At 68.3% G+C, this 23,038-nt stretch carries 20 protein-coding genes; 9 read left to right on the forward strand and 11 right to left on the reverse strand.

Going from position 1 to position 23,038, the window contains the following annotated elements; all coding sequences use genetic code 11:
* The first annotated feature begins 8 nt into the window (after positions 1 to 8).
* From CSW59_RS10725 to CSW59_RS10735, 3 genes are read left to right on the forward strand one after another with little or no spacing between them, the layout of a single operon-like run.
* On the forward strand, positions 9 to 782 hold the full coding sequence (locus tag CSW59_RS10725) for a phosphatase PAP2 family protein (RefSeq protein ID WP_099444029.1): 774 nt from the start codon (positions 9 to 11) through the stop codon (positions 780 to 782).
* 58 nt (positions 783 to 840) lie between these two features.
* A complete protein-coding gene (locus CSW59_RS10730) occupies positions 841 to 1,326 on the forward strand; it encodes a Fur family transcriptional regulator (protein ID WP_099444030.1) in 486 nt (161 codons plus the stop codon).
* A gap of 50 nt (positions 1,327 to 1,376) precedes the next feature.
* Positions 1,377 to 2,324 (forward strand): thioesterase family protein, encoded by a 948-nt coding sequence (locus tag CSW59_RS10735; RefSeq protein ID WP_099444031.1) that lies wholly within the window; start codon positions 1,377 to 1,379, stop codon positions 2,322 to 2,324.
* 3 nt (positions 2,325 to 2,327) lie between these two features.
* Here CSW59_RS10735 and CSW59_RS10740 read toward each other — a convergent pair whose 3' ends face one another.
* The gene (locus tag CSW59_RS10740) at positions 2,328 to 3,218 is read right to left on the reverse strand and encodes an alpha/beta fold hydrolase (RefSeq protein WP_099444032.1); all 891 of its coding nucleotides are present in this window, start codon (positions 3,216 to 3,218) and stop codon (positions 2,328 to 2,330) included.
* 153 nt (positions 3,219 to 3,371) lie between these two features.
* Here CSW59_RS10740 and CSW59_RS10745 point away from each other — a divergent pair, with 153 nt between their 5' ends.
* Together CSW59_RS10745 and CSW59_RS10750 are read left to right on the forward strand one after the other, a co-directional pair.
* The gene (locus CSW59_RS10745) at positions 3,372 to 4,232 is read left to right on the forward strand and encodes a crotonase/enoyl-CoA hydratase family protein (RefSeq protein WP_099444033.1); all 861 of its coding nucleotides are present in this window, start codon (positions 3,372 to 3,374) and stop codon (positions 4,230 to 4,232) included.
* Between the two features lie 802 nt (positions 4,233 to 5,034).
* The gene (locus CSW59_RS10750; RefSeq protein WP_143754991.1) at positions 5,035 to 6,018 is read left to right on the forward strand and encodes a hypothetical protein; all 984 of its coding nucleotides are present in this window, start codon (positions 5,035 to 5,037) and stop codon (positions 6,016 to 6,018) included.
* 156 nt (positions 6,019 to 6,174) lie between these two features.
* On the opposite strand, the gene CSW59_RS10755 is transcribed toward CSW59_RS10750, so the two are convergent.
* The 5 genes from CSW59_RS10755 to CSW59_RS10775 form a co-directional block, all read right to left on the reverse strand.
* A complete protein-coding gene (locus tag CSW59_RS10755) occupies positions 6,175 to 7,602 on the reverse strand; it encodes an alpha/beta hydrolase (RefSeq protein ID WP_099444035.1) in 1,428 nt (475 codons plus the stop codon).
* Between the two features lie 75 nt (positions 7,603 to 7,677).
* Positions 7,678 to 8,436 carry a MipA/OmpV family protein gene (locus tag CSW59_RS10760; RefSeq protein ID WP_099444036.1) on the reverse strand — a complete coding sequence of 253 codons (759 nt, stop codon included), beginning with the start codon at positions 8,434 to 8,436 and terminating at the stop codon, positions 7,678 to 7,680.
* A 112-nt stretch (positions 8,437 to 8,548) separates the two neighbouring features.
* Positions 8,549 to 9,781 carry a pentapeptide repeat-containing protein gene (locus CSW59_RS10765; protein ID WP_099444037.1) on the reverse strand — a complete coding sequence of 411 codons (1,233 nt, stop codon included), beginning with the start codon at positions 9,779 to 9,781 and terminating at the stop codon, positions 8,549 to 8,551.
* Between the two features lie 102 nt (positions 9,782 to 9,883).
* Positions 9,884 to 10,843, reverse strand: coding sequence for a magnesium transporter CorA family protein (locus CSW59_RS10770; RefSeq protein ID WP_099444038.1), 960 nt, complete (start codon positions 10,841 to 10,843; stop codon positions 9,884 to 9,886).
* Between the two features lie 129 nt (positions 10,844 to 10,972).
* Positions 10,973 to 11,674, reverse strand: coding sequence for a CHAP domain-containing protein (locus tag CSW59_RS10775; RefSeq protein ID WP_099444039.1), 702 nt, complete (start codon positions 11,672 to 11,674; stop codon positions 10,973 to 10,975).
* A 593-nt stretch (positions 11,675 to 12,267) separates the two neighbouring features.
* On the opposite strand from CSW59_RS10775, the gene CSW59_RS10780 reads away from it, so the two are divergent.
* Entirely contained in the window at positions 12,268 to 13,056 is a 789-nt protein-coding gene (locus CSW59_RS10780) for a TerC family protein (RefSeq protein ID WP_099444040.1), read from the forward strand.
* A 78-nt stretch (positions 13,057 to 13,134) separates the two neighbouring features.
* On the opposite strand, the gene CSW59_RS10785 is transcribed toward CSW59_RS10780, so the two are convergent.
* Positions 13,135 to 15,294: a primosomal protein N' gene (locus tag CSW59_RS10785; RefSeq protein ID WP_099444041.1), complete on the reverse strand. Its 2,160-nt coding sequence runs from the start codon at positions 15,292 to 15,294 to the stop codon at positions 13,135 to 13,137.
* A gap of 122 nt (positions 15,295 to 15,416) precedes the next feature.
* Between CSW59_RS10785 and CSW59_RS10790 the strand changes: the two genes are divergently transcribed.
* From CSW59_RS10790 to CSW59_RS10800, 3 genes are all read left to right on the forward strand, one after another.
* Positions 15,417 to 16,097, forward strand: coding sequence for a DUF484 family protein (locus CSW59_RS10790; RefSeq protein WP_099444042.1), 681 nt, complete (start codon positions 15,417 to 15,419; stop codon positions 16,095 to 16,097).
* Complete coding sequence (locus CSW59_RS10795; protein ID WP_099444043.1) at positions 16,094 to 17,023, forward strand: tyrosine recombinase XerC; 930 nt, start codon at positions 16,094 to 16,096, stop codon at positions 17,021 to 17,023. Before CSW59_RS10790 ends, CSW59_RS10795 begins: the two co-directional genes overlap by 4 nt.
* Positions 17,024 to 17,153: 130 nt before the next feature.
* Positions 17,154 to 19,163 carry a methyl-accepting chemotaxis protein gene (locus tag CSW59_RS10800; protein WP_099444044.1) on the forward strand — a complete coding sequence of 670 codons (2,010 nt, stop codon included), beginning with the start codon at positions 17,154 to 17,156 and terminating at the stop codon, positions 19,161 to 19,163.
* 103 nt (positions 19,164 to 19,266) lie between these two features.
* Here the strand turns inward: CSW59_RS10800 and CSW59_RS10805 are convergent, their stop codons facing one another.
* The 4 genes from CSW59_RS10805 to odhB form a co-directional block, all read right to left on the reverse strand.
* Positions 19,267 to 19,647: a hypothetical protein gene (locus tag CSW59_RS10805; RefSeq protein WP_099444045.1), complete on the reverse strand. Its 381-nt coding sequence runs from the start codon at positions 19,645 to 19,647 to the stop codon at positions 19,267 to 19,269.
* A gap of 86 nt (positions 19,648 to 19,733) precedes the next feature.
* Positions 19,734 to 21,134 carry a dihydrolipoyl dehydrogenase gene (lpdA, locus tag CSW59_RS10810; RefSeq protein ID WP_099444046.1) on the reverse strand — a complete coding sequence of 467 codons (1,401 nt, stop codon included), beginning with the start codon at positions 21,132 to 21,134 and terminating at the stop codon, positions 19,734 to 19,736.
* Between the two features lie 198 nt (positions 21,135 to 21,332).
* Positions 21,333 to 21,677, reverse strand: coding sequence for a DUF3088 family protein (locus CSW59_RS10815; protein WP_099444047.1), 345 nt, complete (start codon positions 21,675 to 21,677; stop codon positions 21,333 to 21,335).
* A 96-nt stretch (positions 21,678 to 21,773) separates the two neighbouring features.
* Positions 21,774 to 23,000, reverse strand: a complete 1,227-nt coding sequence (gene odhB, locus CSW59_RS10820) for a 2-oxoglutarate dehydrogenase complex dihydrolipoyllysine-residue succinyltransferase (RefSeq protein WP_099444048.1) — start codon at positions 22,998 to 23,000, stop codon at positions 21,774 to 21,776.
* Positions 23,001 to 23,038: the final 38 nt, after the last annotated feature.

A 23,038-nucleotide genomic window follows, 5' to 3' on the forward strand; every position in this document is an offset into this window, starting at 1 on the left:
CCTTTTTCATGCGCGCATTGGCCGCCCTCGCCCTCCTGGCCCTGTCGGGCTGCGCCACGCTGAACGGCGAGGCGGGAACCTATCCGCGCTACCTGCCCAAGGCGGCCTTCGACGCCCGCGACCACGTCCCCCCGCCGCCCGCCAAGGGCTCGCCGCTGGCGCAGAAGGATCGCGAGATTTTCCTGACCACCCGGGCCCTGAAGGACTCGCCCCGCTGGTCGCTGGCCCAGGCCGACAACGCCGAGGAGAAGATCCTCGACGCTTACGCTTGCGCCCTGGGCTACACGCCGACCCGCGAGACGAATCCCAAGCTGGCGGCCATGCTGATGCGCATGAGCCGCGACGTCCGGTCAGCTGTGGCCGGGCCCAAGCTGAAATACATGCGGCCCCGGCCGTATCTCTCTGAAAAGGCCCCCATCTGCATCAAGCCAGGCTTGGGCTTCCGCTTCTCGCCAGACTATCCGTCGGGACACGCGACGTGGGGCTGGAGCGTCGGCTTGCTGCTGTCGGAAGTCGCCCCCGATCGCGCCAATCCCATCCTGGCCCGCGCCCGCGCCTATGGCGAAAGCCGGGTGATCTGCGGCGTCCACAACGCCAGCAGCGTCGAGGCCGGCAAGCATAACGCCGAGACCCTGTTCGCTGCGCTGTGGAGCTCGGACGCCTTCAAGGCGGATCTCGCCGCCGTGCGGGCTGAGTCCGACGAGGCGCGCGCCAAGGCCGCTCCGCTGGACCCCGCCCGATGCACGACCGAGGCGAACCTGATCGGCGCGCCGCTGTTCTGACCGACCGAGACACAAGGGCAAGGTTGCGCGGGCGCGCGCGGACCTCTACCTCTTGGATATGGCCCAAGGCGCTTCCTGCGGACACGATCATCATCACCACGGCGTGGCAGGCGCGGCGCTGGCCGCCGAGCTCGACGCGGCCGAGGCTCGTTGCGCGGCGGCCGACCAGCGGCTGACGGCGCCTCGCCGGCGCGTGTTGGAACTGCTGCTGCAGGCCGGCCAGCCGGTGAAGGCCTACGACCTGATCTCGATCTTCGGCGGGTCAGGACCGCCGGCCAAGCCGCCGACCGTCTATCGCGCGCTCGACTTCCTTGAGAAGCAGGGCTTCGCCCACCGGATCGAGAGCCTCAACGCCTATGTCGCCTGCCGCAAGGAGGCCGACGGCCACGCTGCGGCCTTCCTGATCTGCGACTGCTGCGGGGCGACGCGCGAGATCGAGCCCAAGGCCAGCGCCGAGATCATCGCCGCCGGCGCGGCGGCCGGCTACGCCCTGACCGGCGTGACCATCGAGGCTCACGGCCTCTGCGCCGATTGCCGAAGCTGAGCAAAGCCAGCTAGACTCGAACGACCGTTCACCCTCGTTCGAGACCCGCCATGACGACCGCAGAGCCGCTTCCTGGCGTCGAGATCTGGCGCGGCGGCGTCAACACCTGGGACTGCGACGAGATGGGGCACATGAACGTGCGCCACTATGTGGTCCGCGCCCAGGAGGGCCTGATCGGCCTGGCGGCGGAGTTGGGCCTGCCCAACGCCTTCTCGCCGCACGCCAACGCCACCCTGCTGGTCAAGGAGCACCACATCCGCTTCCTGCGCGAGGCCCACGCCGGCGCGCCCCTGACCATGCTGGGCGGGGTGATCGAGATGGGCGAGACCGAGGCGCGGCTACTGCAGCTTCTGATCCATCCGGGCTCGGGCGAGCTTGCGGCCACCTTCCAGACCACCGTCGTCCACGCCACCCCGCGCGAGGGCCAGCCCTTCCCCTGGCCCAAGATCGCTCGCGAGCGCGCGCAGGCCCTGAAGGTCGAGGTTCCGGAGAAGGCGCGGGCGCGGAGCCTGGACCTTTCGCCGTTCACGTCCACCGCCAGCCTGGCCCGCGCCGACGCCCTGAAGCTGTCGCGCATCGGCCTGGGCGGCCTGCTGCCGACCGATTGCGACGTATACGGACGAATGCGCGCCGAGCAGTTCATCGGCCGGGTCTCGGACGGCGTCGGCGCCTTCATCCATCCCTTCCGCGACCTCGTCGTCGAGCATGCCGAGCACAAGCCGACGCGCATGGGCGGCGCGGTCTTAGAGTATCGTATCGCCTACCTGGCCTGGCCCCGGATCGGCGACCGGATCGACATCCGCTCGGGCCTTGTGGGAACCGACGCGCGGACCATGCGGGTGGTCCATTGGATGCTCGACCCGGCCACGGGCGAGCCCTGGGGAACCTCGGAGGCGGTGGCCGTCACCTTCGACCTCGACGCCCGCAAGGTGACGCCCGTCAGCGACGCGGCGCGGGCGGCGCTGGAGCCCTTTGAGGTCGAGGGTCTGGCGCTTTAGCGTCTACCCCGTCGCCATCTCGAACAGCGCGTCGCGCGCGATGTCCGGGCGTTCCATCGGCAGGAAGTGGCTCGTCCCCGCGATGGTCTCGATCCGTACGTCGCGCCCCCGCCGCGCAAAGCCAGGGCCCGCATGGCAGGTCGAGTGCTTCTCGGCCTTCAGGATGCGCACCGGCGCCTTGGCGTGCCGCACCGCCCGCCAGGGATTGTGCGCCTGGGCGGCGTAGTTCGAAGCCTCCCAGGCCGGCGCGCAGGCCAGTTCGACCTGGCCGTCCGAGCGCTCGGCCAAGCCGCCGGCGACATAGTCGGCCAGCATGGTCTCGGGCCAGGTCTTGAAAGCGCCCCGCCCCCTGTAGGCGGCGAAGGCGGCCTCGCGGCTGTCGAACACCGCACGGCGGCGCAGGGCGCCCTGCACCATGGGCAGGCGTTTCCACAACTGGCCCGAGGTCCACGGGGCTTGGGCGTAGAGCATGGCCAGCCAGGGCATGATCACAGGATCAAGCAGGACGAGACCCTTGACCCGCTCGGGGCGCTCAGCGGTGGTCAGCAGGCTGACGGTCCCGCCCATCGAGTGGCCGGCCAGCACCACCGGCGGACCGTCCAATGCGTCCAGCAGACCGACCAGATCGTCGCGTAGATCGCGCCACGAGCGCCGCCCCTCCGGCTCAGCCGGCAGGGTTGTCTCGCCATGGCCGCGCTGGTCGATCGCCAGGATGCGCAGGCTGGCGGCAAGCGGCGAAAGCAGCGTGCGGTAGGTCTGGGCGTTGAAGCCGTTGGCGTGGACGAAGACGATGTCGATCGGCCGGTCGGTCGGGCCAAACTCCAGGCCCGCGATCTCGCCGCCGGCGACAGGCGTGGCGCGCTTGCGCGGTTCGCGAAAGACAGCCGCGTCCATCGGCGGGCTCCTGTGGTCGACAGAGGCCTAAGGTAGGCGCGCGATCCCCCCGCGTCCATGGCGCCGCGTCCAAGCGCCCCATTCCGTAGGGTCAGCGTTGTCGCCGCCCGTCCTCCGGCCGATAGTCGCTCAAAGCGATAAAGGGAGGCCGGCATGAGCCGCCAGGATCAGGTCGAGTACAGCTGTTTCAAGGTCGAGATCGAGGCTGGAGTCGCCCACATCCAGCTGAAACGCCCCGAGGCCATGAACACCATGACCCGGCCGTTCTGGAACGAGCTGCCGGCCATCGTCCGCGACATCGACGACAACGCCCGGGCGCGCTGCATCGTGATTTCCTCGACCGGCAAGCACTTCAGCGCCGGCATGGACCTCTCCGTATTCACCGATGACGAGGGCGTCACCGCACGCCAGGACGCCGACCGCTGGGTGGCGGCCGAGAGCTTCCGCCGCTTCGTCCATCACCTGCAGGAGACCTTCAGCTGCCTGGACAAGGCGCGGATGCCGGTGATCGTCGCCATCCAGGGCGGCTGCATCGGCGGGGCGGTCGACTTCATCAGCGCCTGCGACATCCGCTACGCCACCGCCGACGCCTTCTTCCAGATCCAGGAGATCAACATCGGCATGACCGCCGATGTCGGCACCTTCCCGCGCCTGTGCAAGCTGATCCCCGAGGGCTGGGTGCGCGAGCTGGCCTATGCCGGCCGCCGCCTGCCGGCCCAGCGCGCCAAGGAGATCGGCCTGGTCAACGAAGTGTTCGACACCCATGAGGCCCTGGTCGACCACGCCCTGGCCACCGCTCGCGAGATCGCCGGCAAGTCACCGCTCGCCGTCGCCGGCAGCAAGGTGATGATCAACTATGCCCGCGACCACTCGATCGCCGACGCGCTGGACTACATCGCCACCTGGCAGACGGGCATGTTCTCGGGGCCACATATGGCCGAGGCGTTGGCGGCCAAGGCGCAGAAGCGGGAGGCGGTGTTCCCGGACCTGCTGCCGCTGAAGAAGAAGATGTGAGGCCGCTGGAAAACCCTCTCCCGCCGGGAGAGGGCGGGGCCCACCGCGACGCGGCGGGAGGGTGAGGGGTTTCGCGGGTGGCCGGATTGGGCTGAGGATTGGACGTCACGAAGGTCAGATTTCGGTCGTCAGACTCACTTCCGTTAGCGCCCCCAAAGCGACATCCTGAGCGACATCCTGAGCGTCAGCTTCTAGGCGGCATGATCCATATCCGCTCGCTGTTTGGGAGCCATTGTCTCAAACAGGACCGCTTCGGACACTCCTGTCAGCACCGCGCCAACCGTCCTGTCTCTGGAAAGTGGGGTCTGAGGACGGTTTATGATGCTAGGCGCTATGCATTCGTTTTGCTCGTGTTTGCGACGATCGGGATCGTCTTCACGGTCTCCATGATCATGGGCTCAACCCCATTCTTCCCCAAAACGCTCCAGGCCGCGAAGGGCGTTGTGACCGCGATTTAACTCGCGGCTTTTCAGAAATCTCCTTAAGGCCGCTTTATCCAGCGGGGGGGGTGAGCGATATGAATCTGAAACCGATTGCGGTCGCCTTGGCGCTCGCAAGCCTATGCGCGACTTCCGCTCACGCCGAGACCGTCAAGCCGCTCACGTTCGTTGAGCGCTTGGCGCAAGCAGGGTCGCCGCTGACAGTCCGGCCGGAGGGCTTCTCGGGTCCGGGCGCCGCGATACTATCGGACGCTATAGGCGCCAGTCGGTACGTCCTTGTCGGCGAGAGCCATTTTTCGCGCGAGATCCCCGCCTTCACCACGAACGTCTGTCGACTGATGGCGCCCGGCGGCCTGACAGCCATGGTCGTCGAGATCGGGCCGGAGGCCGCCGGCGTGGTCAACGCACGGCTGAGAGCGCCGAACCGGGAACAGCAGATTTCCGACTTCATGCGCTCGCATCCCGACGCGATGGCCTTCCTAAACGGCCGCGACGAGGGGCAGGCGGCGGCCGATTGCGCGGGTGTCGCCGGGCCGGACTTCAAGCTGTGGGGGCTGGACCAGGAGTTCTTCGGCGCGAGCGGCTATCTGTTCGAACAGATGCTGGCGGCCGGTCCAGGACCGCTCGCCCGCGCCCAGATCGAGGCCCTGGTCGAACAGGAGCGGGCGGCGACGCAGGCCGCGCTGGCCTCCGGCTCGCCCTTCGACCTGTTCCTGTTCAAGGTCACCGATACGACGCTGGATCAAGCGGCGACGGCCATCGATCAGGACGGCGGCGCCCGGACCAAGGCGTTGTTCGCCGCCTTGCGCGAAACCCGCGCCATCTATCAGGGCTCGCGGTCCCGTAGCGGCGATCCGAACGGGCGCAGGGCGCGGCTGATGAAGCGGACGCTGGCGACGCATTTCGCCGAGGCGCCGCAGGCGCGCCTCCTGATGAAGTTCGGCGCCTACCATCTCTACAAGGGCTACAATCCGCTCGGTCAGCGCGACCTGGGCAATTTCGTCGCTGAACATGCTGACGGAGAGGGCGTGAAGTCCCTCAACCTCATCGTCGCCGGCGCGAAAGGCGCGCTGGGCGGATATGCCGGCGTCGGCCGCCCGGTGACCGTGTACAACTTCGATGCGACCACCGGCAAGGGCAGCGACTGGCGCAAGGATGTGATGCTGGCCCGCCCATCGAACGCGCCTGCGAGCGACTGGTTCGTGGTGGATCTGCGCCAATTGCGCAGCGCCGATCTGGAAGCCCTGACGCCTGAATGGCGCGCGCTCATCCGCGGCTACGACCTGGCCGTTGTGGCGCCGGAACTGTCTGCGTCCACCGTGCTGGGGGCTCGTGACGCCCCCTAGCGGGTATCTGTTTTCAGCATGGGCGCCAACTCGGCCCCCGTCTCAGCCCTTCGGAACGCCCGCTCCCAGCCCCCTCCGGCCAGAGCGTCCCCCTCACCCTCCCATCGCTACGCGATGGGCCCCGCCCTCTCCCGTCGGGAGAGGGTTTCCGCAGCGTCAGCCCGCGTACGTAAAGCTCATCGGCGTATCCGCCGCCGGCAGGCAGCTGCGATCCACCGGCTTCGTCGGGTCCTGGAAGAAGCCGCGGATCATCTTGCGCACGCAGGGGCTGGCGCGCGAGACGCCGTGGGTGGCGTTGGTGACGATCACGACCTGCGAGCCCTGGTAGCCCTTGGACGCGGCGCGGGTCAGCTCGGGCGGACAGCCGGGGTCGATTTCGGCGGCCAGGAACAGGGTCGGGATGGCGGTCTTGACCGGCGCCTGCTCGACCTTTGAGATCGGCCCCACGTCGATGGCGGCGCAGACGTCGTGGATGCGCTGCATCGAGGCGACCATCAGGCGGGCCACCGGGTCCTTCTCGGTTCCGTCAGCGACCGCAGCGCGGGCCTCGAACGGGATCTCTTCTTTGCACAGGTGGGTCATGAACTGGCCCTCGCTGTAATAGTCGCGGCTCTCGACGAACTCGGCCACCGGCGAGACATCGCCCTGGATGATCTTCCACAGGTCGCGCGGCAGCACGCCGGCGGTGAAGTAGCTGGCGTCCATCAGGTAACCACCCAGGTCATCGGCCGTGTAGGTCTTGCCGTTGATGGTCTGCGGGCCCGCCAGCCAACGCTCGGCGACGGCGGCCAGCTTGACCTTGAGGTCCGGATAGCGCTGGGCGCACTCGGCGACGAGGGCGCACTTGGCCATGACGATGTCGATCGAGCTGGAGACCATGGCCGGCCCGCCGACCGTCCAGTCGGCCTCCGGCGGCCAGGGCGAGTCCTGGACCACCGCCCGCACGCCCTGAGCCGCGTGGGTCTGGATCGCCGCCTCGATGCGGGTGCCATACGAGCCGCCAAACAGGTCGATCATCGGCAGCTTCAACACCTGGCGCAGGTCCTGGACGTCCTTAGCCACCTCGACGGCGTTGTAGCGCGACAGGTTCACGCCCTTGGCCTGGAAGGCTTTCAGGCAGGCGACGATGCCGTCGGCGTCCTTCTGGGACGGCGGGCCGGCGTCGGTCAGGTTGGTTCCAGGGCAATCGAGGTTCGGGTTCGACTGGCCGCCGCCGCGCTGGTCGATGAAGATCCAGTCCTGGTCGATGGCGACGAACTCGCGCGAGCCCTTGCTCTTGAGCATCCTGGGCAGGCTCGCGAGGGCCGAGCCGCCAGGGCCGCCGTGCAGATAGACGACCGGCGGCAGGCCGGCCTTCGGGGCCGAGGCCTTGACGATAGCGACCGCCACGCTGATCCGGCGGCTCTTGGGATCGCCGCGCGTCTCGTCGACGATCAGGTTTCCGCACTGGACCTTGAGGTCAACGTCCTTGTAGTCGCCGACACAGGCGGCGGACTTGAACTGGGGGGCGGCGGCGTGGGCCGCGCCGCCAAGGCCGACCAAAGCGAGCACGCCGGCGGCGGCGATCCAGGACAAGCGCGGCATTGAAAAGCTCCCGAGGTTCGAAGCGCATCAACACCGAGGTCGGGGCGCGCCGCAAGAGGCCTCGTTCGCGTCGGTTCAGAACCTATAGGCGACCGAGACGAAGGCGGCCGGCTGGGTCGCGTCGACGACGATCGGGCTGTTCTTGGCGTCGCCGCGCAGGCTGCTCACCGCGCCCGTCGCGCCCAGGGTCACCTTGTCGTTCAACCGATAGCTGGCGGTAAGCGAGGCCGAGACGTCCTTGATCCCGCCGCCGGGGCGATAGACGGCCAGGCCCGAGGCGGCCGCCTGGCGCGCGTCGATCCCGAAATAGGCGCGGTTGTAGGCGCCGTCCGCCCAGGTCGCCGAGACGCTGGGGATCAGCATCAGGCGCGCGGACGCCCGGACGGGCATGGCCAGGCTGGCGTCGACCAGGGTCCCGTCGACGTCGCCGGTCAGCGCCCGCGTCGCGCTCAGTCCGGCCACGAACCGGCCCAGCCGGGCGTCGGCGGAAATGCGCGCGCCCGCGCCGCCGGACAGTCGCCCCACGCCGACCGGAACGTCGCGGCGGCGATAGCCCTGCATGAAGGTGACCCCCGCGTCGACGCTCACCGCCTGGCCCTCCAGGACGGTCGCGCCCAAACCCTTGCGCATGTTGGCGAAGAAGCGGCCATATTTGAGATCGAGCACCGGGAACGGGAGGGCGCGATAGTCATCCGCGCCTTGGTAGGCGGGGGCATAAACGCCAGCCAAGCCGACAACGACGTGGTTCTCGTCGCGATCCTGGGCGAGGGCCGGGGCGGCGGACGCGGCGGCGGCCAGGCAGGACAGGACGGCGGACGTGGCGGCGCGAGTCATCGGTGGGCGGCTCCGGGTTGGGGCGGCCTCCGCCGCGAAGGCATGATGGCCAAGTCCTTTGTCGAGATCATGTCAGTACAACCTCTTAAGCCTCTACGCGCGAAACGCGCATTCAGACGCCAAAGATCGCCGGCAATTCAGCGCCGCGCAGGTCCGCGCCGTCCAGCTTGGCCCGATCAAGATCGGCTTCCAGCAGTCGGACACGCTGAGCGCTGGCGCCGCGCAGGTCCGCGCCGCGCAGCACCGCGCGGGTCAGGTCGGTGCGCAGAACCCGATCCTCGCCGATCTTCAGCGGCCCCAGCTTGGCGTTGGAGAGATCAGCGCGCGACAGCTGAGCGCCCATCAGCCGCGCGCCACGCAGGTCGGCGCCGCGCAGCTTGACCCCGCGCAGGTCCGCGCCCACCAGATTGGCGCCCTGCAGATGCGCGCCCTCCAGGTCCATGCCGAAGAACACCGCCTCCGGCGCGATCAACCCGCTAAGCCGGCGGTTCTTCAGCCCCTTCAGCGGCCGGAAATCGACGCCCCGCGCCTTGGCCGCTTTGCCCTCGGCGCCGTGGGACCGGCAGAAGAGCTCGTGCGCCGCGATCACATCGTTCAGGGGCAGGTCGTCGATATAGATGAGCGGCGACGGCGCGCGCAGCACCTCGCTCAGGTCCGCCGCGGTCAGGTCCGCGCCGCTGATATCCGCGCCCACCAGGACGGCCCGGCGCAGCGAGACCTTGGTCATGTCGGCGCTTTGCAGATTGGCGCCGGAGAGGTCCGCGCCGTCCAGGCAGGCGTTGGCGAGCTTGGCGCCCTGCAGGTTGACGTTGGAAAGGTCCGCGTCCGTGAAATCGGCCTTGCGGGCGAAGGCGCCCGACATCAGCGCCCCGCTGAGATTGGCCCCCTGCAGCAGGGCGTGGTCCAGCTCGCCCGGACGCTTGGTGTGGTCGAGGATGCGCAGGCCCTTATTGTCGTCCTGCACGGCGGTCAGGCCTTCGCGCAGATCGCAGCGCGAAAGGTCCGCCCCCGCCAGATTGGCGCCGCGCAGGCACGCGCCGCGCATGTCGGCGCGCGACAGGTTGGTCTCTCGCAGGTCGGTGTCGCGCAGGTCGGCCCCATAGAGGGTGGCCCTCACCAGCCGCGCGCCGCGCAACGAGGCGCCGCCCAGCAGGGCGCCCGTCAGGTCGGCCTCGGACAGCTCTACGCCGTCCAGCTCATAGTTGTTGAGATTGACGTAGGACAGCACGGCCCGCCGACCGGCCGGCAGACCCTTCAGATAGCGGCCATGCGCCTCCACCGCCTCGCGCACCACGGAGGGATGGAGACTGCGGATCAGACTGGGTCGGGAAGATGCCGGTCGCATCGTGCGGAAGGGGCGCCAAATTCGGGAGATCGTCGGGCGCCGAACATGGCTCCCTCAGCCTTAAGGCAAGGTTCAAAACCGCGACGAAACGTCGCGTTTTATCTACAGCCACCCCTTGCGCCGGAACCAGATCAGCGGCGCTCCGGCGACCAAGACCATCAAGGCGATGGCCATCGGATAGCCCTGGATCCAGCGTAGCTCGGGCATATGCTCGAAGTTCATGCCGTAGATCCCGGCGATCAGGGTCGGCGGCAGGAAGACCACCGAGAAGACCGAGAAGACCTTGAAGATCGAGTTCTGCTCGATGTTGATCAGGCCCAGCGCCGCGTCGAGCAGGAAGGTGATGTTGCCGGCCAGATAGCTGGAATGGTCGGTGATCGACTGGACGTCGCGCTGCAGGGATTTCAAGTGATCGCGCAGTTCGCGCTCGCCCTCGAACTGTTCGGCCAGGGCCGCGAAGCTGAGCAGGCGGGCCAGGCTGACCAGGCTGTCACGGGCCTTGGAGTTGATGTTCTGCGCCCGGCCCAGGCGATTGAGGATCTGCTCGAAGGCCACGCCGCGCGGCCGGCTGAAGATCGCGCGCGACTGCACCTCGACCTCGGCGGCGGTGCGCTCGAGGATATCGGCGGTGCGGTCGACGATGGCGTCCAGCAGACCCAGGAAGGTCTGGAGGCCGTTGGGGCACAGGCTGGGCTGACGCTCGGCCTGGGCGGCGAACACCGAGAACGAGCGCGGCTCGACATAGCGGATGGTGATCAGCCGCGAGCCGATCAGCACGAAGGTCACCGGCGCGGCCGTCGGAAGGTCGCCATCGGCGTTGACCAGCACCGTGGCGGTCATGAACGTGCCGCCGTCCTCCTGGTAGAGACGCGACGAGGCCTCGATCTCGGCCATCTCCTCGCGAGTGGGCAGCAAGAGGCCGATCGACTGCTCGATCGCCACTTCCTCGGCGCGGGTGGGGTCGACAAGCTCGATCCAGACGGCGTCGGCGGGCACGCGCCAATCGGGCGACAAGCCGCCCGCCTCGAAACCCGGAGCGCCGTGACGGAGGATTCTCAGCATGGACGCCGCCCTTCAAGCCCGCCGCCAGGACGGGCTCGCCCCTAGGAGACGCAGGCGCCGGCGGAGAAGTCGAACAGACCTGTCACAGGACGCGCTGCGGGTCGGGTGTGCCCCGGCCCGCGCTTGACGTCAACGCGGCGCGTTCGGCTTGTTGGCGTCGGTCGACGAGGATCCGCCGCCCGTGGCCGCCTCGATCAGGGCCGCAATACGGTCGGTCGAGTCGGCGGCCTGGCTGATGATGTCCAGCGGCGAGGCGCGAACCGACGAAGCCACCTGGTTGGCGGCCTGCTTGGCGGCCGACACGACGGCGTTCTGGGCCATGGCGATCTTGCTGGTGGCCATGGCGATCTTCATCGCCTGGGCGTCCTGATAGATGAAGCCGTTGGTCGGATAGACCGTGTTGCCAAGGTCGCGGATCGGATCGTACCAGACCTTCACCTGGGTCCAGTCGCCGTTGGCCGAGACGTCGACGACCGTGACGTCCTGTTCGATCTGGCCCCGGTCGCCCTCGATGACGGACCAGTTGGCGTGGGTGACCTGGATCACCCGGTCGGTGAGCACCTGGCTCACGAAAGCGACATGGCCCAGGTTCATCCGGGCGGTCGGCTTGAAGGTCAGGACCGAGCCGATCTTGGGCACGGCGCCGGTTTCGTACTTGCCAGCGGCCTGAGACCACCAGGTCCGAGCGTCGCCGAAAATCTGGATGCCAGACATCAGGCGCGCGAAAGGAACGCACTGCCAGTAGCCATCGGCGGTCGCGGCCGCCGGCGCCAGGCTGATCATGGCGGCAGCGGCCAGGGAACCCAGAAGGGTCCTCGTCCGTTTCGTCATGCTGTGGGTACTCCCCCGCGATACTGGGTTAAGGGATAACCTTCCCACGGACGTGTGAAAAGAGTCTTTATGTCGCAGATGTCATGCGACAGCGGAGCCATTAGCGATCGCGCGGGATAGATCCAGGGGCGCTGCCGCGTCACACTGTCACGACATGACGGCCATCGCGATCAGCTTCACGGGACGTAGCTTCAATCAAGGTCAGCACCGAAAACACAGTATAATCTGCGCCGATACTGAACGGCCGATCGCGGCGTCATACGCGCGATCTCAAGACGCTCTGGCGCGACCTGGCCATCCCCGGAATGATCTGATCCCACGCTCTTTTCACCTTGCGGCCAATCCTTGGAATCAGACCCCAAAAACAGCCCTCGTCGGAGGGGCGTGGCGTCGAAAAAACCATGTTGATCAATTCCTCGGCGCCGCCGCCCTGACGCCCGTTCGACAGGCGAATCTCAGCCCTCGAACCGACCTCGCGAACGACGCTGCTTTTTGTTCACATCGGCCTCGACAAGAACGATGTTCGTTCCCATTTGATATCGTCCTTTGGTTTCGCGCGGGGAGGCGCGAAGCTCATTCCTTTGTGGGGCTCTATGAACGAAATTCTCAGCCTGCTCGCCGACCCAGCCGCCTGGGCCGCGTTGGTCACGCTCGTCGTCATGGAAGTCGTGCTCGGCATCGACAACCTGGTCTTCATCTCAATTCTGTCCAACAAGCTGCCGCCTGAGCATCGCCAGCGCGTGCGCCGGATCGGCATCTCCCTGGCGCTGATCATGCGTCTGGTCCTTCTGTCCACCATCGCTATCATCGTCGGCCTGACCGCCCCGGTCTTCGACCTGGGGATCACCGGCCCGGCCGGTTCGCATGGCGAGCCTGGCTTCGAGACCGCCTTCTCGTGGCGCGACCTGATCCTGATCGCCGGTGGCGCTTTCCTGATCTGGAAGGCGACCAAGGAGATCCACCACACCGTGGACCCGGGCAAGAGCGACGACATGCTGGAGAGGGACAAGAGCACGATCGTTATCTCCAACGTCGGCTCGGCGATCTTCCAGATCATCCTGCTGGACCTGGTGTTCTCGATCGACTCGATCCTGACCGCCGTCGGCATGACCGATCACCTGCCGATCATGGTCGTCGCGGTGCTGATCGCCGTCACGGTGATGCTGCTGGCCGCCGACCCGCTGGGCAACTTCATCAACAACAATCCCACCGTCGTGATGCTGGCGCTGGGCTTCCTGCTGATGATCGGCACCGTGCTGATCGCCGAGGGCTTCGGCGCCCACGTGCCGAAGGGTTATATCTACACCGCCATGGCCTTCTCGGCGGGCGTCGAGGGGCTGAACATGCTGGCCCGCAAACGCGACGCCAAGAAAAGCAGCTAGACCGCCTCAAGGCGACAATAGAAGGCCCCCAGGGAGACGATCCCCGGGGGCCTTTTTCGTGCGCGCCGTCAGGCTTGATCAGAGGAAGCTGTACGGATCGACGTCGATCACGACCCGCACCGAGTTCGGGATCTTGGCCCGCGCTCGCCAGGCGGCCAGGAAGCCTTGCAAGTCGACGCTCCGCTCGGCCCGGACCAGGAAGCGCTTGCGACGGCGACCGCGCACCAGGGAGAGCGGCGCGTCGGCGGGACCAAAGACCTCGACGCCCTCGGCGTTGGGGATCACCGCCGCCAGCGCCTCGACATAGGCCTCCAGCGCCGCGGCGTCCGGGCCGGACGCGATCAGGGCCGCCAAGCGTCCGAACGGCGGAAGACCCGCCTCCTGGCGCATGGCCATCTCGGCCTCGACGAAGGCGTCGCGGTCCTGGGCGGCCAGGGCCTGCATCACCGCATGGTCGGGGGCGTAGGTCTGCAGCAGCGCACGGCCCGGCTTTTCGTGGCGCCCCGCGCGGCCCGCCGCCTGGGCCAGCAGCTGGAAGGTCCGCTCGCCGGCGCGCAGGTCGCCGCCGCGCAAGGACAGGTCGGCGTCGACCACCCCCACCAGGGTCAGGTTCGGGAAGTTGTGGCCCTTGGCGGCGGCCTGGGTGGCCACAAGGATGTCGATTTCGCCGGCCGCCATGGTCGCGACCAGGGTCTTGGCGGCCTCGGCGTCCATCACCGTATCGGACGAGAACACCGCCACCCGGGCGTCGGGGAAGATGTGCCGCGCCTCCTCTTCGACCCGCTCGACGCCGGGACCGATCGAGACCAGCGAGTCCTTGGCCCCGCAGTGCGGGCAAGCCTCGGGCTTCTTCATCGAAAAGCCGGTCAGGTGGCAAACGAGGCGCCCCGTATAGCGGTGCTCGACCAGCCAGCTGTCGGTGTCGGGCGACTTCATCTTCTCGCCGCAAGCCCGGCACAGGACCAGCGGAGCATAGCCACGCCGGTTCAGGAACAGCATCGCCTGCTCGCCGCGCTGCAGGGTCACGGCCATGGCCTTGATCAGCGGCGGCGATAGCCAGCGGCCGGGCTCGGGCGGCGTCTGGCGCATGTCGATCAGGTCGATGTCAGGAAGCTGCGCCGCCCCGTGCCGCGCCGACAGCCGCAGCCAGCGATAGCGGCCGGCCTGGGCGTTATACAGGCTCTCCAGCGAGGGCGTGGCCGAGGCCAACAGGACGCTCGCCCCCTCGATCTTGGCGCGGGCCACGGCCAGGTCGCGGGCCTGGTAGATGAAGCCCTCCTCCTGCTTGAACGAGCCGTCGTGCTCCTCGTCGACGACCAGCAGGCGCAGCTTGCGGTAGGGCAGGAACAACGCCGAGCGCGCGCCCACCACGATGCGGGCGTTGCCATTGGCGACGGCCTCCCAGACCTGGCGGCGGCGCGGCGGCGAAACCCCCGAGTGCCACTCGGCCGGAACCGCGCCGAACCGCTGCTCAAAGCGCGCCATCACCGCCTGGGTCAGGGCGATCTCGGGCAGCAGCACCAGCACCTGGGCCTCGGGATCCTTCAGCGCCTCGGCCACGGCCTCGAGATAAACCTCGGTCTTGCCCGAGCCCGTCACCCCGTCCAGCAGCGCCGCCTGGAAGCCGCCGGCGTCCAGCATCTCCTTGAGCACACCGACGCAGGCCGCCTGGCCGGGATTGAGCGCCCGCGCCGGCAGCGACAGATCGGGCTGCGGCAGGCCTCGCTCCGGCTCGACGAAATCGACGGCCAGGGCGCCCTCGTCGACCAGTCCCTTCACGACGCCGGCCGAGACGCCCGCCGCCGAGGCCAGGGCCGCGCTCGACAGCTTCACGCCCTCGGCGGCGGCCAGCACCTTCAGCCGGGCCGGGGTCATGCGGGCGGGCTGGACGCCGGTCAGGACCAGCACCTTGTCGGGCTTGGGCGGCGGATGGCGCAGGCCGCGCAGGGCCATGGCCAGCGGCCAGCCGGGCACGTCGACCGAATAGCGCGCCGCCCATTCGACGAAGGTCAGCACGCCCGGCGGCAGCGGCGGATCGTCAACCTTGCCCTGCACCACCTTCAGCGGCCGATTGCCGCCCGTCCCGTCGCGCAGGGCCATGACCACGCCCCGGATCACGCGCGGCCCCAGGGGCACGGCGACGTGGTCGCCGACGTTCAGGGCAAGACCCTCGGGCTCGGCGTAGTCGAAGGCCTCCGGCAGGGGCATCGGCAGCAGGACGGAAGCGATACGCGGCATGGGCCCAAGCTTCTGCCGCGAAACGCTCCCCAGGTCGAGAGCGGCGCGGCCAGGGCCGTCAAGACCCCGTTAACCGTCTTGGGGCTTCATCGGCCCGTCACTTCACGAACCTCGGGGCACCCATGAGCGACGCGACTCGCGCGGCCAAGAAGACGGCGCTCGACGCCGACAGCGTCCGGGCGTTCCTGCGCACCGCGCCTGAGTTCCTGCGCCAGGACGAGGACCTGCTGGGCGCACTGGGCCTGAAGATCGACGCCAGCAACGTGCTCGACTTCGGCCCCGCCGCCTTGGCCCGCGTCTCCGCCGCCCACAAGCGCGAGGCCCTGGCCCGCCAGGCGATCGAGGCCAACGCCCGCGCCAACTACTCGGCCCAGGCCCAGACGCACGCGGCGGTGATCGACATGCTCGACGCCCGCAACCACTCCGACCTCGCCCGCCGCGTCGACGAGCTGTCGGTGCTGCGCTTTGGCCTCGCCGCCGGGGTCATCGCGCTGGAGGGGCCGCTGCGCGTCCCCGCCGGCTGGCGCGCCCTGGCCGAGGGACAGGCCGACATGCTGGTCGGCGACGCGCCGATCGCCCGCATGGGCTTCTTCGCCCCCGCCCTGCCTCTGTTCGGCGACAAGGCCGAGCTGATCCGCAGCATGGCCCTGGTGCGCATGGCCATCTGGGAACCGCGCCGCGAGGCGGTGCTGGCCTTCGGCTCGACCGATCCGGAAGCCTTCCTGCCCGACATGGGCACCGAGCTGGTCAACTTCCTGGGCCGGGTGGTCGAGCGCACCGCCGAACGCTGGCCGGTCCTATGACCTCCAGCGTCAGGACGGCTCGCCAGGCCCTCGCCGCCTGGCTGGACCACCTGACGCTGGAGCGCCGGGCCTCGCCGCGCACGGTGCGGGCCTATGGCGACAACGTCCTGGCCTATCTGAACTTCCTGGAACAGCATCAGGGTGAGGTGCTGAGCGTCGCGGCGCTGGGCGAGATTTCGGCCGCCGACCTGCGTGGCTATCTGGCCTTCCGGCGCCAAGGCGAGAACGCCCTGGCCCCGCGCTCTGTCTCTCAAGCCCTGTCCTCGATCCGCGCCTTCCACCGCTATGTCGACCAGCGTCACGGCGTCGCCAACGCCGCCATCGGCCTGGTGCGCGGCCCGCGGCTGAAGATCGGCCTGCCGCGTCCCGTGTCCGAGGACCAGGCCCGCGACCTGATTGCCGAAGCCTCGGGCGACACCGAGCGCGAGCCCTGGGAGACGGCCCGCGACGAGGCGGTGCTGACCTTGCTGTGGGGCTGTGGCCTGCGGATTTCCGAGGCCCTGTCCCTGACCTGGGGCGACGTCCCGCTGGGGGCGGCGCTGCGCATCACCGGCAAGGGCGGCAAGACCCGGATCGCCCCGGTTCTGGACGCGGTTCGCGAGGCGGTCGCCGTCTATGCCGACGAGCTGCCGTTCGTGCTCGGTCCCGACGAGCCGCTGTTCCGGGCCAAGCGCGGCGGTCCGCTGTCAGCGCGTCACGTCCAGGCCCTGGTCCAGACCCTGCGCGGGCGGCTGGGCCTCTCGGATCGGGTCACGCCTCACGCCTTCCGCCATGCCTTCGCCACCCACCTGTTAGGCGCGGGCGCGGACCTGCGGACGATTCAGGAGCTTCTGGGCCACGCCTCGCTGTCGACGACCCAGCGCTACACCCAGGTGGACGCCGCCGGCCTGCTGGCCGCCTACCAGGCCGCCCATCCGAAGGCCTGACGGCCTGCGACGGAGTGTCGCATCAGGGCTTTGGGAAGGCGCTATTAACCGCGATTTTACGGCCGATCGAGCTTCTGAAAAGCAAGTATGCGCGCTCCGTCTTTCGGCTGCGCAGCCGCGAGAGGCCATCATGAAATTCGACGATCTGAAGATTTCGACGAAAGTCGCCCTGCCCGCCGTGATCCTGACCGTGGTCGCGCTGGCCATTGTCGGCCTAGGCGCCTGGCAGTCGAATAAGATCGAAACTGACCTCAAGCTGCTGGCTGAGCACCGGGCGCCCACCGAGCTGGCTGCCTCCCGCTTCAATCGCCGGATTCAAGCCATTGGCTATTCCTCGTACCGAACCGTCGCTTATGACGGCGCTTCGGCCGACGCGGAGCAGGCCAGCGGCGAAATCGACAAAAACTACAAAGACGCCAAGGAACTGCTGGCTGAAATCAAGCAACTGGAGCCGGAGTCGGCCAAGACGGTCGCCGATTTCTCCACGCGCCTGGAAAAGGTCTACACCAGCGCTCGACAAGGCGCGGATCTTGGCCTGCAAAACATCGACGAAGCCGCGATCATGGTCATGGCTACGCTTGACCCGGAGATCGCCAAGCTGACCAAGGACGTCAGCACCTTCACAAACACCCATAGCGACGAGACCAGGAAGATGGTCGCCGAGGCCTCGAAGGCGGCCAAGGCCGGCACGATCTTCTCGATCCTGTTCGGCGTGATCTCGGCCGGCGCCGCTCTGGTCCTGGCGCTGTGGATCGGCTCACGCAAGATCGCCGCGCCGCTGATCGCGACCTCCAAGACCATGGACATCCTGGCCAATGGCGCGGTCGACGTCGAGGTCAAGGGCGCCCAGCGCAAGGACGAGGTCGGCGCCATGGCCCGCTCGGTCCAGGTGTTCAAGGACAATGCCGTGGCCCTGCGCACCGCCGAAGCCGCCCAGGCCCGCGCCAATTCCGAAGCCGAGGCCGAACGCCGTCGCAACCAGGAAATGGCCGAGGCCGCCGCCCAGGAGCAGGCCAAGGTCATGGAGATCATCGCCGAAGGCCTGAACCGTCTGGCCGAAGGCGACCTGACCTACCGCCTGGATCAAGAGATTCCTGAGAGCTACAAGCGCCTGCAAAACGACTTCAACGGCGCCATCGTGCAGCTGGAAGAGACGATGCGCACCATCGTCCACACCGCCAGCAGCATCGGCGCCGGCTCGGACGAGATCGCCTCGGCCTCCGACGACCTGTCGCGTCGCACCGAGCAACAGGCGGCCAGCCTGGAAGAAACCGCCGCCGCCCTGGACGAGATCACCGCCACGGTCCGCCGCTCGTCGGCCGGCGCCCAGGAGGCCGCCAAGGTCGTGGGCTCGACCCGAGGCGACGCCGAACGCTCCAGCGTGGTCGTGCGCAACGCCGTCGAGGCCATGAACCAGATCGAGAAGTCGTCTCAGGAAATCAGCCAGATCATCGGGGTGATCGACGAGATCGCCTTCCAGACCAACCTTCTGGCCCTGAACGCCGGCGTCGAGGCCGCGCGCGCGGGTGAAGCGGGCCGCGGCTTCGCGGTCGTCGCCCAGGAAGTGCGGGCCCTGGCCCAGCGCTCGGCCGACGCGGCCAAGGAGATCAAGACCCTGATCTCGACCTCCAGCCAGCAAGTCAACCAAGGCGTCAGCATGGTGGGTCAGACTGGCGAGGCCCTGCAGGCCATCGTCTCCAAGGTCGGCGAAATCGACGCCCTGGTTGGCGAGATCGCCTCCTCGGGCCAAGAGCAGGCCACTGGCCTCAATCAGGTCAACGCCGCCGTCAACCAGATGGACCAAACCGTCCAGCAGAACGCCGCCATGGTCGAGCAGTCGACCGCCGCCGCTCACTCGCTGAAGAACGAGGCCGGCAGCCTGCTGAAGATGATCGGCCGCTTCCGCGTCGGCGGCGCCGCCGTCGCCGCCCCGACGTCCAGCGCCTCCCCGGCCCGCGCGGCCACCCGTCCAGCGCCCGCGCCGGCGCGTCCGGCGCCCGCACCTGCCCGGGGTCCCTCCCCTGCCACGACCGCCAGCCGTCCAGGCCTGAACCCAGTGGCGGCCGCCCAGGCCAAGCTCGCCAGCTTCGCCAAGAGCTCGGCCGCCCCGGCCGCCTCGGAAGACTGGGAAGAATTCTAAGCTCCAGTAAGCGTAACGCCCCGCTGCGCAGCGGGGTGTCTCCTCCCCTAAGCGACTTGGCCCCGCCTTCTCGGAGGCGGGGCCTTTTTCGTGGGAAGAGAGCCTATCGGATCTTGTCGTCCACCCGCATCGGGACCGCGACCGGGCAGCCGTCGACGAGCCGCGCCACGGCGAATTCGAGATGCGCGCTGGGCATTTTCGAGAGGGGCTGGGTCTCCGACGCAGCGGGCCTGCTGGCCATCCGTAACGCGGACTCGCAGTTTGCCCCCTGCGGGTTCAGGACGAAGTCTCTCCCGGCGAAGGCGGACCGCACCTTCCGAGCCCGGGATGAATCGCGCGACCAGGTGATCGGCGGCCGCTTTGCTTTCGCGGCGCCCGAGGCGATCTCCGGGGCGCGCAAATTAAGCTCGCCAACCGGCGTCGCGCCGGAGGCCACAGGCTGAGCGGTCAGCAAGGCGGTGAGGGCGAGAGCAGACAAAAACATGGCGAGGCTCCGTGTGGGAACCCCGCCATGCTACGTCCTATTGCGCGGACGTGAAGATTAACTTTAGGACAGGAAGCGCCGGCCGCTTAGGCCTGCATCGTCCAGCCTTCGACGCCCATCGCCGCCTGGCGCAGGGCTTCCGAGCGGGTCGGGTGCGGGTGGCAGGTGCGGGCCACGTCTTCCGAGGCGCCGCCAAACTCCATGGCCACGCAGTACTCGGCGATCATGTCGCCGACGTTCGGGCCGACCATATGAGCGCCCAGGATGCGGTCGGTCTTGGCGTCGGCCAGGATCTTCACGAAGCCGTCGGTCTCGTGGTTGATCTTGGCGCGGCTGTTGGCCAGGAAGGGGAACTTGCCGACCTTGTAGGCGACGCCCGCGGCCTTCAGTTCGTCCTCGGTCTGGCCGACCGTGGCGACTTCCGGGCTGGTGTAAACAACACCCGGGATGATGCCGTAGTTCACATGGCCGGCCTTGCCCGCGATCATCTCGATGCAGGCCACGCCTTCGTCCTCGGCCTTGTGGGCCAGCATCGGACCCGAGGTCACGTCGCCGATCACCCACACGCCGTCGACGCCGGTCTTGAAGTGGTTGTTGGCGATCATGCCGCGCTTGTCCCGCGTGACGCCGACCGTCTCCAGGCCCAGGCCTTGCGTGTACGGGCGACGGCCGATGGCGACCAGCACGTAGTCGGCCTCGATCGTCTGGGCGTCACCGCCGGCGACCGGCTCGAAGCTCAGCTTCACGCCCTTGGCCGAGGCCGTCGCGCCGCTGACCTTGGCGCCCAGCTGGAACTTGAAGCCCTGCTTGACCAGGATCTTCTGGAAGGCGTTGGCCACTTCGGTGTCGGTGCCCGGCAGGATGCGGTCCAGGTACTCGACCACGGTGACCTCGGCGCCCAGGCGCTTCCACACAGAACCCAGCTCCAGGCCGATCACGCCGGCGCCGACCACCACCAGGTGCTTGGGCACTTCCGGCAGCGACAGAGCGCCGGTCGAGTCGATGATGCGCTTGTTGTCGACGGTCACGCCCGGCAGCGGGGTCGGCTCCGAGCCGGTGGCGATCACGATGTTCTTGGTCTCGAGGGTGGTTTCCGAACCGTCCTCGGCCTTCACGACCACCTTACCGGCGCCGGCGATCCGGCCCCAGCCCTTCACGTAGTCGACCTTGTTCTTCTTCATCAAGAACTCGACGCCCTTGGTCAGGGCTTCGACGCTCTCGGCCTTCTGGGCCATCATCTGGGGCAGGTTCAGCTTGGGCTTCACCTCGATGCCCAGCTTGGCGAATTCCGGACCCGTCGCGGCGGCGTATAGCTCCGAGGCGTGCAGCAGGGCCTTCGACGGCATGCAGCCGACGTTCAGGCAAGTGCCGCCCAGCTTGCCGCGACCTTCGACGATCGCGACCTTCAGGCCCAGCTGGCCGGCGCGGATCGCCGCGTTGTAGCCACCGGGACCGCCACCGATGATGACGACGTCGTACTGAGCCATGGGTCTATCGCCTTCAGGACGCGCCGGAATCGGCGCCGGACAAGATATGGGCCTCGCCGGCCGTTTTGTCAGACCTTTGGAGGCGCGTGTTCCTTAGAACCAGAGTGTTAAAAACGGAACAACCTTTCGTCGTCCGCGCCCTTGAAAATCAAGGAGAATGGCGCGGGCCGCGAGACAACCGCGCGGCCCGGTGGCCCTTCACAGCGGCGAAGCGAGACCGTGCCTGGCCGCGAGGTAGCGGGTGACCGGCCGGGCGTCGGTGAGGAACGACAGGCCGTTCGCCGACTGGATCTCGCCGTGCGGGCCCGCGTCCGGCGCGACCTCCGCCAGGATCAGAGTAGGCGCGTTCTGATGGGCCTCGCCGAGCCGCTCGACCAGAGCCGCGCGTGGGCGGGCGTAGTCGACATGGACGATGTCGAGCGTCTCGCGCAGCGCGGGATAGGTCGCCAGATACCCCTCCATCATCGCGCAGTCGGGACAGAAGCGCTGGGCGCCGTCCTTCTCGAAATGCGGCTTGAGCAGATAGAGCGTGTCCTTGGCCATCGCGGGGTATCCCAGAAATGCGAACGGCCCCGACGTAGGACGCCGGGGCCGCGAAAGCAAAGAAGCCCGCCGGTGAGGCGGGCTTCTCGGGGTCTCTTAGAGGTCCAGCAGCAGGCGCTGCGGGTCTTCCAGGGCTTCCTTGACCTTCACGAGGAAGGTCACGGCGCCGGCGCCGTCGACGACGCGGTGGTCGTAGGACAGGGCCAGATACATCATCGGACGGATCTCGATCTTGCCGTTCACGACCATGGCGCGCTCCTTAATAGCGTGCATGCCCAGGATGCCCGACTGCGGCGCGTTCAGGATCGGGGTCGACATCAGCGAGCCATAGATGCCGCCGTTGGTGATCGTGAAGGTGCCGCCTTGCATGTCCTCGATGGACAGCTGGCCGTCGCGGGCCTTCTTGCCCAGGACGCCGATGGCCTTCTCGATCTCGGCCAGGTTCAGCGTGTCGGCGTCACGGACGACCGGAACCACCAGACCCTTGTCGGTGCCGACGGCGACGCCGATGTCGTAGTGGTTCTTGTAGACGATATCCGTGCCGTCGATCTCGGCGTTGACGTCCGGGATCGCTTTCAGGGCGGCCACAACGGCCTTGGTGAAGAAGGACATGAAGCCCAGCTTCACGCCGTGACGCTTTTCGAAGATGTCCTTGTACTGAGCGCGCAGGGCCATCACGGCGCTCATGTCGACCTCGTTGAAGGTCGTCAGCATGGCGGCGGTGTTCTGGGCTTCCTTCAGGCGACGGGCGATCGTCTGACGCAGGCGCGTCATCTTCACGCGTTCCTCACGCTCGTGCAGAGCGCGCGGCGCGGCCGGGGCGGCGGCCGGAGCCGGGGCCGAGGCGCGTGCTTCCAGAGCGGCCAGGGCGTCGCCCTTGGTCACGCGGCCGTCCTTGCCGGTGCCCGCGACCTTCGAGAGGTCGAGACCGGTTTCGGCGGCGATGCGGGCCGGAGCCGGGCTGACCGGCGCGGCGGCCGGAGCGGCGGCGACCGGAGCTGGAGCCGGGGCGGCGGCCCGAGCCGGCGCCGGCTTCGGCGCTTCGGCCGCCTTGGGCGCGGCGGCGGCCGGAGCGGCCGAGGCGGTCGCGCCTTCGGTCACGACGCCGAGCACCGTGCCCGGAACAACCGTCGCGCCTTCGGCAGCGCCGATGGCCGAAAGGACGCCGTCGGCGGGCGAGGCCACTTCGAGCGAAACCTTGTCGGTTTCCAGCTCGACGAGGATCTCGTCCTTCTTCACGGCCTCACCGACCTTCTTGGTCCAGCGCGCCACCGTGGCTTCGGTGACGGATTCGCCGAGGGCGGGCGTATTGATGTCGGCCATGGGGCTTTCCGAGTCTCTCTTGCTTGGTCCGGCGGGTT

The organism is Caulobacter sp. BP25 (assembly GCF_002737755.1).
Taxonomy (GTDB): domain Bacteria; phylum Pseudomonadota; class Alphaproteobacteria; order Caulobacterales; family Caulobacteraceae; genus Caulobacter.

Coding starts and splice junctions, on each gene's coding strand:
- CSW59_RS10725 (WP_099444029.1), top strand. CDS start 9: ATGCGCGCATTGGCCGCCCTCGCCCTCCTGGCCCTGTCGGGCTGCGCC.
- CSW59_RS10730 (WP_099444030.1), top strand. CDS start 841: ATGGCCCAAGGCGCTTCCTGCGGACACGATCATCATCACCACGGCGTG.
- CSW59_RS10735 (WP_099444031.1), top strand. CDS start 1,377: ATGACGACCGCAGAGCCGCTTCCTGGCGTCGAGATCTGGCGCGGCGGC.
- CSW59_RS10740 (WP_099444032.1), bottom strand. CDS start 3,218: ATGGACGCGGCTGTCTTTCGCGAACCGCGCAAGCGCGCCACGCCTGTC.
- CSW59_RS10745 (WP_099444033.1), top strand. CDS start 3,372: ATGAGCCGCCAGGATCAGGTCGAGTACAGCTGTTTCAAGGTCGAGATC.
- CSW59_RS10750 (WP_143754991.1), top strand. CDS start 5,035: ATGGTCGTCGAGATCGGGCCGGAGGCCGCCGGCGTGGTCAACGCACGG.
- CSW59_RS10755 (WP_099444035.1), bottom strand. CDS start 7,602: ATGCCGCGCTTGTCCTGGATCGCCGCCGCCGGCGTGCTCGCTTTGGTC.
- CSW59_RS10760 (WP_099444036.1), bottom strand. CDS start 8,436: ATGACTCGCGCCGCCACGTCCGCCGTCCTGTCCTGCCTGGCCGCCGCC.
- CSW59_RS10765 (WP_099444037.1), bottom strand. CDS start 9,781: ATGCGACCGGCATCTTCCCGACCCAGTCTGATCCGCAGTCTCCATCCC.
- CSW59_RS10770 (WP_099444038.1), bottom strand. CDS start 10,843: ATGCTGAGAATCCTCCGTCACGGCGCTCCGGGTTTCGAGGCGGGCGGC.
- CSW59_RS10775 (WP_099444039.1), bottom strand. CDS start 11,674: ATGACGAAACGGACGAGGACCCTTCTGGGTTCCCTGGCCGCTGCCGCC.
- CSW59_RS10780 (WP_099444040.1), top strand. CDS start 12,268: ATGAACGAAATTCTCAGCCTGCTCGCCGACCCAGCCGCCTGGGCCGCG.
- CSW59_RS10785 (WP_099444041.1), bottom strand. CDS start 15,294: ATGCCGCGTATCGCTTCCGTCCTGCTGCCGATGCCCCTGCCGGAGGCC.
- CSW59_RS10790 (WP_099444042.1), top strand. CDS start 15,417: ATGAGCGACGCGACTCGCGCGGCCAAGAAGACGGCGCTCGACGCCGAC.
- CSW59_RS10795 (WP_099444043.1), top strand. CDS start 16,094: ATGACCTCCAGCGTCAGGACGGCTCGCCAGGCCCTCGCCGCCTGGCTG.
- CSW59_RS10800 (WP_099444044.1), top strand. CDS start 17,154: ATGAAATTCGACGATCTGAAGATTTCGACGAAAGTCGCCCTGCCCGCC.
- CSW59_RS10805 (WP_099444045.1), bottom strand. CDS start 19,647: ATGTTTTTGTCTGCTCTCGCCCTCACCGCCTTGCTGACCGCTCAGCCT.
- lpdA (WP_099444046.1), bottom strand. CDS start 21,134: ATGGCTCAGTACGACGTCGTCATCATCGGTGGCGGTCCCGGTGGCTAC.
- CSW59_RS10815 (WP_099444047.1), bottom strand. CDS start 21,677: ATGGCCAAGGACACGCTCTATCTGCTCAAGCCGCATTTCGAGAAGGAC.
- odhB (WP_099444048.1), bottom strand. CDS start 23,000: ATGGCCGACATCAATACGCCCGCCCTCGGCGAATCCGTCACCGAAGCC.